Genomic DNA, 14,142 nt, shown 5'->3' with positions numbered 1-14,142 from the left:
GCAGCAGCAACTGCGCTTGGTCATTCACCCAAGCTGGCACCGTATTGGCGTTACGGCTGTTCTGCGCTCGATCAGCAGACATCTCACAAGCCTGCTTGGGGCGGTAACCTCGAGAGCCAGTGTTGCGGCTCAACTCCCGACTGATGGTGGACTTGTGCCGGTCCAGCAGTTTGGCTATTTGAGACTGATCGTGTCCGGCTTTCATAAGGGCATGAATCTGATATCTTTCAGCTTGGCTGAGGTGTTTGTAGGTCATAAGCAACTTCGACTGCCAGGTCAAGAAGCTTTGAATGCTAAACATTCTCAGCCACCTAACCATTAGTTAATCAAAGTTGCACTTCGTGCTTGAATCCACCGGATAAAAAGTCTAGCGCTTCCAAGCCATTTTCAACCACCGAAACTTGATGGCCCATTTTGGTCAACATCAGCAGCATGATTTTTTGATTAACCGGATGGTCTTCCGCCAACAGAATATGAAGTTTTTTAAAATCAATTGAGCCAGCAGACAGTATTTTGATATTTGAATCGCCGACAACATTCTTGGGTAATTGACAGGGTAATTTCACCCGAAAAACCGACCCCTTGCCGGGCGAACTTTGGCTGGTGATTTCGCCACCCATTTTTTGAATCAAACTGCGTGTGATCGAAAGCCCCAAACCAGTTCCGCCATAAACACGACTCAGGGTGCTGTCTGCTTGCACAAATGGTGCAAATAAAGACTCCGTCAACTCGGGATCAAAACCAATACCCGTATCTTCAATGACAATGATCAAAGACATCCGTTCAGACTGTTCAGTCATTTCTAGATTCGAGCTTAATTTGATGTGGCCATGGTGGGTAAATTTAATGGCATTGCCAATCAGATTCGTCAGTATTTGGCGCAGACGCACTGAATCCAACATCAAATCTGAGGGCAAAGAAGCATCTGTTTCCAAAATCAAATCGAGCCCTTTTCCATGGGCGGCAGCCTCAAAAAATCGTTTGGTATCTGTCAATAAATCTCTGATATCGGTAGAAACGAGCGTGATTTCCAATGCACCAGACTCAATTTTGGAGTAATCCAAAATATTATTGATGACACTCAGTAAATATTCCGACGAATCCCTTGCAGTTTCTAGCAAATCTCGTTGCTGATCATTCAAATCGGTATCTAAGGTCAGTTGAATCATGCCGCCAACGCCGTTCAATGGGGTTCTGATTTCATGGCTCATATTGGCCAGAATCTCACTTTTCAACCGGTTTGCGACTTCCGCTTTTTTCATCATCTCTCGTAAATCTAATTCACGCTGCAAACTTTCGTTAATCATTCGATTTTGTTCAAAGCCCTCTCTTCTCAGCCAAACGGACAAGTAACCCATCATGCCGACGAATGGCAAAAAATAGGCGACGTGCAATGCAAAAACCGACCAAAAATCAGTGGTGTCAAAAACATAAAGCGGGAATCCCTGCGTTTGCGCCCATCCAACTACCAGGTGCTGTAAATAAATAAAAACAGTTGCCACGAAAATAGTTCGCCAATCTCGGTAATAAAGCAATATGCCAATCAGTCCAAATGCAGAAAAATGCGCTTCAATGTCTCCACCGCTTTGGTGAATGATGAGGCTGGTGTACATCATGAAAGCGCAAGCCATGAACAGCCGTGTGAGCAATTCTCCGGGTCGTTTTTTGGTGAGGTGATAAGACAGCAAAAGCGTGGGAATTCCCAACAAAAGTGGGGCCTTCCAAGTGTCTCGATAGGGAGAAATTAACAAGCAAATGATGGTCAAAAAGATATTCATTTTGACCATGATCTGATCTGCATTGACTCGATATTGACGCAACGAGTCATCAAATAGCGATTCGCTTTTAAAAATATGTATCAAATTCATTGGGTGCCTTGGCACAAGGACAATAACCAAGGGGCATCTTCATAAGCAAACCACGCCAACATGAGAAACCCGTAAATAAGCCATGAAATAATCAAGATCAAATCGCTCGAGATTAAATTTGATTTGAATATTGATTTATAGCTTTTATTTAAATTTACTATATTCATATCAAGTCAACCTCAATATGACGAGGAATTAAAATGCAACTGAACATCTTCAATCTCCCTTGATCAGGGAATTGAATTTTACGCATTATTGTTAATCTGATGCAGATTGAATCATTCAATTGCCAGAAATAAGTGCCGCTGTTTTTAAAACAATTGGGGTCAGTTTCCAATTAAGTCACGGCGGCTTGCCGACCACGGTGGGCTCGTCCGCCGCTCACCGCCACTTCGTGGCAACGAACGCTTAAGCGTACCGACCCACCATGTTCGCAAGCTGAGACATCACTTAGAGCCGCTCGGCCTGGGGACCATTTTTTGAGCGAAAGACCAGAAAAATGAGTCCCCATGGCGGGCGGCGAAAGCGTGACTTCAACGTCAAAACAATTGGAATCTGACCCCCATTATTCAGGCAGCAACACGGCCAACCGGGCCTGTACTTTTTGCAAGCGCTCGCCATCGCCTTGGCGGCGGTAAATTTCCTGCAAATTGCGCAGCATGCGGGCGATGATGTCGCGCGGCGTAGCGGGCTCTAAGTGGTAGGCCAAGGCGTCATCCGAGATGGCCTGCGGACGGCCCGGTTTGGCGCCATGCAGCCAAGGAATCAGGCGTTCGGCCAGGTCGTCGCGGCTGAGTGATTCGCCGCTGAAAGGGTCGAGCACCACATGGCCTTCTTGCGGGTAGGTGAGGTCGAGTTTGACCAAAAAATGCCCCGGAAAACTCACGCCATGCACCCGCAGCCCCATGCTTTGGCCCAACTCCAGCCACAGCACGGCCAAGCTGATGGGAATGCCCAAGCGCTTGGTCAGGACCATGTTGATGAAGCTGTTGTGCGGGTCGTCGTAATGGTTCACGTTGCCGGCAAAACGCAGTTCTTCATAGAAAAAATGGTTCAGTTCGCGCAGCTTGTCCAGCGGCTCGGCGTTGGCCATCAAGCGGCGTTTGAGCTTGGCGCTCATCACGTCCACCTCATCCAACACCTGCTGGATGTCCAAACCAGGGAATTCATCTTGCGCCAAGCTGATAGCGGTTTCCAGCAAGGGAAAATCGTCGTCGCTTTGCACCAAGGTGGTGAAATAGTCCAGCGCCGAGGGCTTTAATTTGTAGTCCATCTTGCAATCATGCCTTCAGCGCCGCCACAGCGCACGCAAATCCACCCCAAGACCCTTCAGTATTGCGAAATACACCACAACACCCCCGCTGGTCACCCCCAACATCAATCCCGCCCGCATCCATGCTTGAGCCTGCAGGCCGGTCCAATCCCAATAACCAGCCGCGTACCACAGCAGCCCGCCAAACACCGCGCTGGCCGCCAGCACTTGCGCCATCAGCAGCCACCAGCCCGGCAAGGGTTTGTATTTGCCTTGCAAGCGCAAGCCCACCAACAAACTGAGCGCATTCACCAAGGCCCCCAAACCGATGGACAAAGTGAGCGCGGCATGCGCCAAATGCGGCACCAAGAAGAAGTTCAAGACCTGCGTGAACACCAACACGGCCACCGCAATCCGCACCGGCGTGCGGGTGTCTTCATTCGCATAAAAGCCCGGCGCCAGCACCTTGATGGCCACCAGGCCCAGCACGCCCACGCCGTAGCCGGTCAGGGCCGCCGTGGTTTGCGTCACATCCAGCGCGGTGAACGCGCCGTAGTGGTAGAGCACAGCGACCATGGGTTTGGCAAACACCAGCAAGGCGACGGCGCACGGCAGGGCCAGCACCAGCACCAGGCGCAAGCCCCAGTCCAGCATGGCGCTGTAGCGTTCGCTGTCGCCACTGGCTTTGGCGGCAGAGAGTTGCGGCATCAGCACCACGCCCAAGGCCACGCCCAGCATGGCGATGGGGAACTCCATCAAGCGGTCGGCGAAATTGATCCAACTCACGCTGCCCGGCGTCAGGTGCGAGGCGATTTGCGTGTTGATCAGCAGCGACAACTGCGCCACGCCCACACCCAAAAGGGCGGGCCCCATCATGGCCAAAATGCGCCGCGTGCCGCCGTCCTGCCAAGCTTGGCGAATACCTGCGGGCGACACGGCAATGCGCGGCAGCAGTCCCAGGCTTTTCAGCGCCGGGATTTGCACCGCCAGCTGCAACACCCCACCCAGCATGACGCCGCCCGCCAAGGCATAGATGGGCTCCAGCCCGCGGCTGGCCAACCAAGGAGCGCCCAGCCAAGCCGCCAAGATCATGCAGACATTCAGCAGCACAGGCGTGGCCGCTGGCACGGCAAAGCGCCGCCAAGTGTTCAAGATGCCCGCGGACAGCGCCACCATGGACATGAAAGCGATGTAGGGAAACATGTAGCGCGTGAGCAGCACGGCGGTTTCCAGGCCCTGCGGCGACTGTTTCAAGCCACTGGCCATCAGCCACACCAACCCGGGCGCGGCCAGCACGCCCAACACGCTGGTGATCAAAACCGCCCAAGCCAGCAGCGTGGCCACTTTGTCAATCAAGACCTGGGTGGCGGCGTCGCCCTGCTCGGCCCGGGTGGCGGCCAGCACCGGCACAAAGGCCTGGCTGAACGCGCCCTCGGCGAACAAGCGGCGAAACAAATTCGGGATGAGAAAGGCCACGCGAAAGGCGTCGGCGACCGCGTTGGCCCCAAAGGCGCTGGCGATCAGGGTCTCACGCGCAAACCCAGTGATGCGCGACAGCAGGGTCAGCAAAGAGACGGTGGAGGCAGACTTGAAAAGGCTCACGCGGTGGAGTGTAGCGGTGGGTTTGGGGCCGTAAAGGGCTGGTTTGCTACAATCACCGGCTTTGCCAGCATCATCCTCAAACCCCTAAAGGAAATTCCATGGCCTCAGCCAAACCCAAGAAAAAGAACCCACGCCTGGCGTCGGGCCGCAAACGCGCCCGCCAAGACGTCAAACTGAACGAAGCCAACAGCTCGTTGCGCTCCAAATACCGCACTGCGGTGAAAAACGTTGAAAAAGCAGTCCAAGCCGGCGACAAAACCAAAGCCGCTGAACTGTTTGGCAAGATGCAATCCGTGGTGGACATCATTGCCGACAAGAAAATCTTCCACAAAAACAAGGCTGCTCGCGACAAGAGCCGCCTGGCCGCCAAGGTGAAGACCTTGGCCCTCGCCGCCTGACGATTCAGGCATCCAGCCCGGCCTGCTGACCGCAGGCCGCCGTTTGAAACCGGTGCGCTGTTGGCAAAAAAACAAACAAACCACCCTTCGGGGTGGTTTTTTTGTGTCAAATTTACCTAAATTGCCGCTAATTTAGTTTCAAATTAGTTATTTATAGCTCTATCATTGGATTTTTTCAATCAGATCCATGATGCAAACGGCTCCCAACCTACCTGCTTCCCAACCCTTGGCAAGTTCATCCTCCTCAGCCCTTGGCTGGCGCAAGATGGCGTTGTTGAGCTTGCTGCTGTTGTTTGCTTGGCTGGGCATGCCGCAAGGGGCGCAGGCGGCCTGTCCAACCATCACCACCAAAGGGGTTAAAAGTCCACCCAGCATCGTTGTAGGCAAAAGGACTGCCGGAGCCGAGTTGGCCTCTTTCTACAACTATGTTTTGCTGGAAGACTGTGGCGATCTTCGCGGCAGCACGATTTACATCTCCAGCTTCAAGGAAAACCTGATCTACAACCAGAACAATACAGAACCTGGCACCAAGCTGGATTCTTCCAATCCGTCCACCACCAACATTGATTACACAGGCTATGCCTGTCCAACCTGCGGCAACAGCTTCGAAAACCTGAAATTCACGATGACCCGCATCATCGAGTTGTATGACGATGGCAACCGCTTGTGTGGTTCGAGCACGGTCTTCTCCACTGAAGGATTTGCCAATAGCAACGCCATCAAAGTGACTTGGCCCAATGGAACGCCCTGCACCAAAATGAAAATCGAGATGCGTGTGCGGATCATCCAAACTGCCAACAGCTTGCTGACCAAAGAAGAATTGACTTTCAGGCCAGAACAATTGCCTCAAACCAGTGTGTCTCTGAGCACCAACAATGTCCGAACGGTGATTCCAAGTTCGCCCAGCGCCAGCTTCAAGTTGGCACCCTCGCCCTCTTGCACCTTTGCGGCCAACAGCCAAAACCTGAAAGTGGAGCTGGGGTCCTTGCAGCTCAACAATGTGGACAAAACCAACACCAGCAAAGCCCTGCTGACCAAGCCCTTCAGCTTGAACCTGACCAGCTGCACGGCCACGGACCAAGCCCGCAAAGTCAACCTGACCTGGACTTTCAACAAACCCAATCCGAACAACCCAAGCCGCCTGAGCAATCAAAAATCAGATGGATCCAAAGGGGTGGATGTGATGGTGATCGCCGCTGACAACCAAAAAATGGCCTTGGACACAGGCACGGCTTATGCAGACCTGACCATCAAAAACCTCGAGACCTACCGTGCGTTGAACAACGCCAGCAATGTGAGTTTGAATTTCAATGCCGCTTTTGTGGCCAATGGCGAAGAGCCAGCGCCGGGGATTTTTTCGTCCACCGCCACGGTCATGCTCAGCTACGAGTAAACACCCTGAAGGTCAGCTGGAGGAGCCGGGCAAAGGACCGGTGATGACTTGCAGTTGGTTGTCTCGCGCAAAGCCCATCACGAAATCCCAAGCCATCACATGGGCTGAGCGCATGTCGGTGTGCACCACCACGCATTTCTGGCCCTGCCAATCGTTGGGCACACACCAAGGTGAATAGCTGAGGTGGTCACCGGGCAACGCGCCACCCGGGCGGATGCTGCTCATCACACCCGCCAGACGCTCCGCCCAATCGCTGGGGCGGAAGGTTTGGCCGGAAGTGGTCAATCCAAGAATGATGATGTCGTGCGCTTTGAGATCGGCCATGGGTGAGAAGGTAAGACTGCACAGATTCTAGGGTTGCCGTATTTCAAAGCCCTGACAAGCTTTTGCCGCCTAAAATCCCCTTCCCGGCTCCAGCCTGCATGGCTGCTGAGCCGATTTCATTTTTGAGCCCATCTCCAAGGAGCCTCCATGTCCAGCGCCCACGACGCCACCGCCCACCTGATGAACACCTATGGCCGTTTGCCCATGTCGGTGTCGCATGGCCGAGGTGTGCATGTGTTTGACACGGCAGGCAAAAGCTACTTGGACGCACTGGCTGGCATCGCGGTCAACACCTTGGGCCACGCCCACCCCAAGCTGACCCCGGCGCTGCAAGACCAGGTGGGCCGCATGATGCACAGCTGCAACTACTATCACATCCCCTTGCAGCAGCAACTGGCGGACAAACTGGTTGAGCTGTCGGGCATGCGCAATGTGTTCTTTTGCAACTCCGGCTTGGAGGCCAATGAAGCCGCTTTGAAAATGGCCCGCAAGTTCGGTCATGACAAAGGCATTGAACGCCCTGAAATCGTGGTTTATGAGCGCGCCTTTCATGGCCGCAGCATCGCCACCCTGAGCGCCACCGGCAACGAAAAAATCCAAAAAGGCTTTGGCCCCTTGGTGGAAGGCTTCATCCGGGTGCCGCTGAACGACATCGCTGCTTTGAAGCAAGCCACCCAAGGCAACCCGAACGTGGTGGCCGTGTTTTTTGAAACCATCCAAGGTGAAGGCGGCATCAACCCGATGCGCGCCGACTACCTGCGCGAGGTGCGTGCCCTGTGCGACGCGCAAGACTGGCTGCTGATGATCGACGAGGTGCAATGCGGCATCGGTCGCACCGGCAAATGGTTTGCCCATCAATGGGCGGGCATCTTGCCGGATGTGATGCCCTTGGCCAAGGGCTTGGGCTCGGGCGTGCCCATTGGCGCGGTGGTGGCGGGCCCCAAGGCCGCTGGCATCTTTCAACCCGGCAACCATGGCACCACCTTTGGCGGCAACCCGCTGGCCATGCGGGCGGGCGTGGAAACCATCCGCATCATGGAAGAGGACGGCTTGCTGGAGAACGCCCACCGTGTGGGTCTGCATTTCAAAGCCGCGTTCGAGCGCGAGTTCAAAGGCCTGTCTGGCGTCAAAGAGATTCGCGGCCAGGGTTTGATGATCGGCATTGAACTGGATCGACCTTGCGGCCCCCTCATGGGCCAAGCCATGGAACACGGTTTGCTCATCAGCGTCACGGCTGACAGCGTCATCCGCTTGCTGCCTGCACTCATCATGACCGAGCAAGAGGCCGACCAAGTGGTGGCCTTGTTGGTACCGCTGGTGAAACAATTTTTGAACACGCCCAAGGACTGACATGCGCCAGCCCCTCCAACACTATTTGCAATTCACCGACTTGTCGGCAGACGACTACGCCTACTTGTTCAACCGCGCGGCGCTCATCAAGGCCAAGTTCAAGGCCTATGACAAACACCAGCCCCTGACCGACCGCACCCTGGCCATGATTTTCGAGAAGGCCTCGACACGCACCCGCATCAGCTTTGAAGCGGGCATGTACCAAATGGGCGGTGCGGTGGTGCACCTGACCACCGGTGACAGCCAGCTGGGCCGGGCCGAGCCGATTGAAGACAGCGCCAAAGTCATCAGCCGCATGGTGGACTTGGTGATGATCCGCACCTACGAGCAAACCAAGATCGAGCGCTTCGCCGCCAACTCGCGGGTGCCGGTCATCAATGGCCTCACCAACGAATTCCACCCCTGCCAAATCTTGGCCGACCTGCTCACCTTCATCGAGCACCGGGGCGATGTTCAAAACCCTTTGCACTGCCTCCAAGGCAAGGTGGTGGCTTGGGTGGGCGACGGCAACAACATGGCCAACACCTGGTTGCAAGCCGCCGACTTATTGGGCTTCACGGTCCATGTCAGCACGCCCAGCGGCTACGAGGTGAACCAAGCCGTGGCGGGTGTGAAGAACCCGGCTTGTTACAAGGTGTTCCAAGACCCGTTGCAAGCCTGCCAAGGCGCTCATTTGGTTACCACCGATGTCTGGACCAGCATGGGCTTTGAGGCGGAAAACGAAGCGCGTCGCCAAGCCTTCGCCGCTTGGTGTGTGGATGAAGCCATGATGGCCGCCGCCCACCCGGATGCCTTGTTCATGCATTGCCTGCCCGCGCACCGTGGTGAAGAGGTGCAGGCCGAGGTGATTGACGGCCCGCAAAGCGTGGTGTGGGATGAAGCCGAGAACCGCTTGCATGTGCAAAAAGCACTGATGGAGTTGCTGCTGCTGGGCCGACTCTGACTCAGTATTTGTAAAGCCAGGGCTGGTCCATCAGGTTTTGACCGCCCAAGCCCATGGCGAGGTTGCGTGCCCACGCCAGCGGCCCGCTGGCATGAAACACCCGGCCATTGCGCCGCGCCCGTTGTTGCACCTTGGCGGCACGTTGCCACCTGGCCATGGCATAGGCTTGCAAGCGCTGTTCCACGGTTTGGCTTTGCTGTTGCCAGTGTTGCGCCAAGCTGTCGGCGTCCTCGATGGCCATGCCTGCGCCTTGCGCCAAATACGGCAGCATCGGGTGCGCCGCATCCCCCAGCAAGGCCACTTTGCCTTTGGCCATCTCAGCCGCTTGCCGCAATGGCGGCTTGTCAAACAAGGCCCAGGCTTTGCGGCTGTGCCCGGCCATGCGCACCAGCTCTTGCAGCGACGGACAACAGGCGTACATCGCGGCTTGCAAATCCAAGGTGGCTTCTTCGGCGCTGCGCACATGTTCCCAACCGGGCGCCGCCGGGATGTCTTGGGCTTCCACCAACACCACCAGGTTCAACAAGTCGCCGCCACGGATCGGGTAATGCACCACGTGCAAACGCGGCCCCAGCCACAAGCCCATGCCGTCGCCGCGCCACACCGGCGGCAGTTGATCGCGTTGCAACACACTGCGGTAGGCCCAATGGCCGCTAGGCACCAGGGACTGCGGTCCCCACACTTGATGGCGCACCCGGCTGCTGATGCCGTCGGCGCCAATCAAGGCCATGCCTTGCATGGGCCCTGAGTTTTCAAAACCAATTTGCACACCCTCGTTCAAAGATTGCACGGTGTGCACACTGCTGTTCAAGAGCACACTGGCTTTGTTTTGCGTTTGCACGGCTTCAAGCAAGCTCTGGTGCAAATCGGCGCGGTGGATGGTGAGGTAAGGCGCCCCGTAGCGGTGCACGAAGTCGTCGCCCATCGCCATTTGGCCGAGGCTTCTGCCGTCCAAGGCATTGCGCACCTCGAGGTGGCTGGGCACAAAGCCGCGTTGCGCCAACACGTCCTTCAAACCCCAGGCGTGCAAACGCTTCATGGCGTTCGGGCCCAAGCCAATGCCGGCGCCCACCTCGGCGAAGGACTCTGCTTGTTCAATCAATTGGCTGGTGGTGCCCACATGGCCCAGGGCCAGTGCAGCGGCCAAGCCGCCTATGCCGCCTCCGGCGATCAGTACATCTCTCATGCGATCATGCTAGCAAACGTGAATGTCAGGCCCCATGCAACTTGAAACAAGCGTCCAACTGGCCGCGCCAAACTTGCTTTTGCGCCTCGGGCACAAAGCTGGCCTCGAAGCTGTTGCAGGCCAATTGGTAGGCATGGGCCGCGGTCAGGGGCAGCGCCGCGAAGGTCTGCAAAAAGTTGTCGTTCAAGTAGCCGCCAAAGTAAGCCGGGTCGTCGGAATTGAGCATGACGCACAGGCCTTGGTCCAACATTTCCCCCAGGTTGTGGTCGGCCAAGTTGGGGAACACGCACAGCTTTTGGTTCGATAAAGGGCAGACCGTGAGCGGGATGCGTTCCTGGGCCAAGCGTTTCATGAGGGCGGCGTCATGGATGGCTTGCACGCCGTGGTCGATGCGCTCGGCTTTGAGCAGATCCAAAGCACCCCAGATGTAGGCTGGCGGGCCTTCCTCACCAGCATGGGCCACCACGTGCAAACCCAGTGCGCGGGCTTGCGCAAACACACGCTCGAATTTTTCAGGCGGGTGGCCGCGCTCACTCGAATCAAGACCAACGCCAATGATTTTGTCCAAATGCGGCTTGGCCTGTTCCAAGGTTTGCAGGGCTTCTTCTTCGGACAGGTGCCGCAAAAAACACATGATGAGTGAAGCGCTGATGCCCAACTTGGTGTGGGCATCCACACAAGCGCGGTGCAAGCCGTTGATGACCGTGGCCATGGGCACCTGACGGGCGGTGTGGGTTTGCGGGTCGAAGAACAACTCGGCATGCACCACGTTGTCGGCTTGGGCTTTCAGAAAGTAGGCCCAGGCCATGTCGTAGAAGTCGGGCTCTTGCAGCAACACACTGGCACCAGCGTAATAGATGTCCAGAAAACTTTGCAAATCGGTGAACGCATAAGCAGCTCGCAGCACTTCCACACTGCTGTAAGGAATCTGCACCTGGTTGCGCTTGGCCATCTGAAAAATCAATTCAGGTTCGAGTGAACCCTCGATGTGCATGTGCAATTCGGTTTTGGGCATGGCCCGCAACAAGTCGGGCAAACGCTCAGGGGATACAGCCGCGAAATTCATTCAACACACTCCAAACGTGATGCCCAGCTGTTGCAACAGGCGGCGGTAAGCGGCGGACCCTTTGTCCACCGCGACGAAGGATTCTGCCCCAGCCTGCAAGGGCAACAACTGCGGGCGCTGGGACTCCAGCACCGGCTTGTCTTGCAAAAAGATGGTGTTTTGAAAGTCCAGCACTTTGTCAGCGGGCAGCTCGAAGTCGGCCATGGCCATGCGAAACCACACCCGGCTTTGGTCTGCTTGAACAGGTTGTATGAACAAAGCGATGGATTCTTCATAGCCGGGCTTGACACCACTGTCCGCGCCCGGCACTTTGGTGAGCACCGCCGCATACGGGTGCGCCACCTCGTAGGTGTAGGCCACCATCGCGCCGCCAGAGGCCAAGGCACTGGACTGCGGTTGCCAAGCTTGGGCGTTGATCAACTTGAAACCGTGCGCGGTGGTTTGCACCTGGTAGTCGGGAATCTGCGTGTGCTGGGCGTCGCCCAACCAGCCCTCGTGCACAAAGCTGAAATGCGCCATGTCCAAAAAGTTTTCAACAATGCGCGGGGCGCTGGTGTTCACCAGATACGGCCCGGCGTTGAGTTTGCGCAAACCCGTTTGCGCTTCGGCGTTGAACGGTGGCAGGTCATGACCATCGGGTGACAAACACACCCAAATCAAGTCATAGGCTTCGCGCACCGCAATGGGCCGGGCTTGTTGCGCTTGGCCGGGTTGAAAGTCGGGCATGGCGGGCACCCGGGTGCACGCGCCTTGCCCATTGAATGTCCAGCCGTGGTAGGGGCACTGCAACTGGCCTTGGCAAACACGGCCCAATGAGAGTTGCGCGCCTCGGTGGGGGCATCGGTCGTGCAAGCCCTGGGCTTGGCCCTGGGTATCGCGCCACAGCACCACGGGCAGTTCAAGCAATTGCACCGACAGGGGTTGGTCGGTCAGGTCATGGGCATCGGCCACCGGATGCCACAAAAGGTGTTCAATCGGCGTCATGTCGGCGGCCTTTGGGCAGGTAGTGTTGGTGCTTGGGCACCCAAGCTTGGTAGGCCTCGATCCAGTTGCGGGCAACCCGCTGCTGCGCCTCGGCCAAGCTGATGTCGCCGTTGCAGACCATTTTGTAAACCACGAATTCGAGGTCGTTTTTCTGCTCGGCACCCCATTCACCTGACCGCGGTTGCGGCCAGAGGTTTTTCGGGTCGCTGGGGTTGCCACCAATGCTCAGGGGGATCAGGTGGTCTTGTTCGTAGTTCTGCGGGTTGCGGTCTGCGTAATTGAATTGGCGCAGCTGCTGACGCTTCATGCGGTTGGTGTATTTTTTGTCGGGACGCACCTTGGCGGTGTAGCCCTTCACGCAAACCGTGGATTGCAGGTTTTGAGGTGTCACCGCCGGGTCGATGGCTCCCGGCGTGAACGCCGGGTTGGGCAAGGCCGGGGCAACCACGCCCTGGGCTGGCGAGCTGCTAGTCTGCTGCGCCCAGACGCTGCCGGTTGTGAGCAGTCCAGCTGCTAGCCACCAAAAAAAGGCTGCCCGAGGGCAGCCTTTTTGATTCAAGCCAGTGCGCTTGACAACAAGCATTACTTGCTGCCGGGCACTTTGCCTTCCACGCCTTTGACGTAGAAGTTGACGCCGCTCAGGAATTTGTCGTCAGCGACTTCATCCTTTTTCAGCAGGGTCTTGCCGGTGTTGTCAACCAAGGGACCTTTCCAAATGGCATAGGTACCGGCTTTCAAGCCCGCTCTGATTTCATCCACTTTGGCTTTGGTGTCAGCAGGCACGTCTTCAGCGATAGAAACGATGTCGATCGCGCCTTCTTTCACGCCCCACCACACGCCTGTGCCACCAACCCATTTGCCTTCCAAGGCTTCACGGGTGGTTTGGATGTAGTAAGGCGCCCAGTTGATGATGGCCGAACCCAAGTGGGCTTTGGGGCCGTAGGCGGTCATGTCCGAGTCCCAACCGAAAGCACGCTTGCCTTTTTCTTCGGCTGTTTTCAGCACGGCAGGTGAATCGGTGTTTTGGAACAGCACGTCAGCACCGCTGTTGATGAGGGAGGTGGCAGCTTCGGTTTCTTTGGGTGGGTTGAACCACTCGTTGACCCACACCACTTTGGTTTTCACCTTGGGGTTGACCGACTGGGCGCCCATGGTGAAAGAGTTGATGTTGCGGACCACTTCAGGAATGGGGATGGAAGCCACCACGCCCAAGGTGTTGGACTTGGTCATCTTGCCTGCGATCACACCGGCCATGTACGCGCCTTCATAGGTGCGGCTGTCGTAGGTGCGCATATTGGTAGATTGCTTGTAACCGGTGGCGTGCTCGAATTTCACATCCGGTGTGTCTGCAGCCACTTTGAGCATGGGCTCCATGTAGCCAAAGGTGGTGCCGAAAATCAGCTTGTTGCCTTGACCCACCATGTCGCGGAAGTTGCGCTCGGCGTCAGCAGACTCGGACACGTTTTCGGTGTAAGAGGTTTTGATTTTGTCGCCAAATTCGGCTTCCAAGGCTTTGCGAGCGTTGTCATGCGCGAATGTCCAACCGCCGTCACCCACAGGACCGACATAGGCAAAAGCAATTTTCAATGGCTCGGGTTTGGGTGCTTCAACAGCGGGTGCTGGCTCGGCTTTGGGTTCTTCCTTTTTGCCGCAACCCACAAGCAAGGCGGCAGAAACCAGGCCCAATGCAGCTGCACGGAACCAAGAACGTTTGTACAAATCTGTCATGAAAAGTCCTTTGTCAAAGTAAGGCGGAGGAGGTTGGAAAACGGGTGA

The 14,142-nt window shown here is 56.3% G+C and carries 14 protein-coding genes; 4 read left to right on the top strand and 10 right to left on the bottom strand.

Going from position 1 to position 14,142, the window contains the following annotated elements:
- From AC8GFP_RS06430 to murJ, 4 genes are all read right to left on the bottom strand, one after another.
- Positions 1-256, bottom strand: a 256-nt coding sequence (locus AC8GFP_RS06430) for a transposase (protein ID WP_506611397.1), incomplete at its 3' end; no start/stop codon positions are given.
- A 70-nt stretch (positions 257-326) separates the two neighbouring features.
- Positions 327-1,868, bottom strand: a complete 1,542-nt coding sequence (locus AC8GFP_RS06425) for an ATP-binding protein (RefSeq protein ID WP_506611395.1) — start codon at positions 1,866-1,868, stop codon at positions 327-329.
- 565 nt (positions 1,869-2,433) lie between these two features.
- On the bottom strand, positions 2,434-3,141 hold the full coding sequence (locus tag AC8GFP_RS06420; RefSeq protein ID WP_506611393.1) for a SirB1 family protein: 708 nt from the start codon (positions 3,139-3,141) through the stop codon (positions 2,434-2,436).
- 15 nt (positions 3,142-3,156) lie between these two features.
- Positions 3,157-4,722 carry a murein biosynthesis integral membrane protein MurJ gene (murJ, locus tag AC8GFP_RS06415; protein WP_506611391.1) on the bottom strand — a complete coding sequence of 522 codons (1,566 nt, stop codon included), beginning with the start codon at positions 4,720-4,722 and terminating at the stop codon, positions 3,157-3,159.
- Positions 4,723-4,820: 98 nt separating this feature from the next.
- On the opposite strand from murJ, the gene rpsT reads away from it, so the two are divergent.
- Together rpsT and AC8GFP_RS06405 are read left to right on the top strand one after the other, a co-directional pair.
- Positions 4,821-5,120, top strand: coding sequence for a 30S ribosomal protein S20 (gene rpsT, locus AC8GFP_RS06410; RefSeq protein WP_506611389.1), 300 nt, complete (start codon positions 4,821-4,823; stop codon positions 5,118-5,120).
- 265 nt (positions 5,121-5,385) lie between these two features.
- A complete protein-coding gene (locus AC8GFP_RS06405) occupies positions 5,386-6,513 on the top strand; it encodes a fimbrial protein (protein WP_506611388.1) in 1,128 nt (375 codons plus the stop codon).
- A 12-nt stretch (positions 6,514-6,525) separates the two neighbouring features.
- On the opposite strand, the gene AC8GFP_RS06400 is transcribed toward AC8GFP_RS06405, so the two are convergent.
- Positions 6,526-6,837: a DUF3579 domain-containing protein gene (locus tag AC8GFP_RS06400; protein WP_506611386.1), complete on the bottom strand. Its 312-nt coding sequence runs from the start codon at positions 6,835-6,837 to the stop codon at positions 6,526-6,528.
- Positions 6,838-6,984: 147 nt separating this feature from the next.
- Here AC8GFP_RS06400 and AC8GFP_RS06395 point away from each other — a divergent pair, with 147 nt between their 5' ends.
- Together AC8GFP_RS06395 and argF are read left to right on the top strand one after the other, a co-directional pair.
- Positions 6,985-8,187 (top strand): aspartate aminotransferase family protein, encoded by a 1,203-nt coding sequence (locus tag AC8GFP_RS06395; RefSeq protein ID WP_506611384.1) that lies wholly within the window; start codon positions 6,985-6,987, stop codon positions 8,185-8,187.
- A 1-nt stretch (position 8,188) separates the two neighbouring features.
- Complete coding sequence (gene argF, locus AC8GFP_RS06390; RefSeq protein ID WP_506611382.1) at positions 8,189-9,130, top strand: ornithine carbamoyltransferase; 942 nt, start codon at positions 8,189-8,191, stop codon at positions 9,128-9,130.
- A gap of 1 nt (position 9,131) precedes the next feature.
- On the opposite strand, the gene AC8GFP_RS06385 is transcribed toward argF, so the two are convergent.
- The 5 genes from AC8GFP_RS06385 to AC8GFP_RS06365 form a co-directional block, all read right to left on the bottom strand.
- Positions 9,132-10,316 carry an FAD-dependent monooxygenase gene (locus AC8GFP_RS06385; protein ID WP_506611381.1) on the bottom strand — a complete coding sequence of 395 codons (1,185 nt, stop codon included), beginning with the start codon at positions 10,314-10,316 and terminating at the stop codon, positions 9,132-9,134.
- Positions 10,317-10,341: 25 nt separating this feature from the next.
- Positions 10,342-11,382 carry an adenosine deaminase gene (locus AC8GFP_RS06380; protein ID WP_506611379.1) on the bottom strand — a complete coding sequence of 347 codons (1,041 nt, stop codon included), beginning with the start codon at positions 11,380-11,382 and terminating at the stop codon, positions 10,342-10,344.
- Positions 11,383-12,366 (bottom strand): Rieske 2Fe-2S domain-containing protein, encoded by a 984-nt coding sequence (locus tag AC8GFP_RS06375; protein WP_506611376.1) that lies wholly within the window; start codon positions 12,364-12,366, stop codon positions 11,383-11,385.
- A complete protein-coding gene (locus tag AC8GFP_RS06370) occupies positions 12,353-12,814 on the bottom strand; it encodes a hypothetical protein (protein WP_506611374.1) in 462 nt (153 codons plus the stop codon). The genes AC8GFP_RS06375 and AC8GFP_RS06370 overlap by 14 nt, the downstream gene beginning before the upstream one ends.
- 134 nt (positions 12,815-12,948) lie before the next feature.
- Positions 12,949-14,094: a BMP family ABC transporter substrate-binding protein gene (locus AC8GFP_RS06365; RefSeq protein WP_506611373.1), complete on the bottom strand. Its 1,146-nt coding sequence runs from the start codon at positions 14,092-14,094 to the stop codon at positions 12,949-12,951.
- Positions 14,095-14,142: the final 48 nt, after the last annotated feature.

This window comes from Limnohabitans simekii (SeqCode) (genome assembly GCF_965234735.1).
Classification (GTDB): Bacteria; Pseudomonadota; Gammaproteobacteria; order Burkholderiales; family Burkholderiaceae_C; genus Limnohabitans; species Limnohabitans simekii.
The sequence above is the reverse complement of the archived record's forward strand: the minus strand, read 5'-3'. Positions and strand labels throughout refer to the sequence as shown.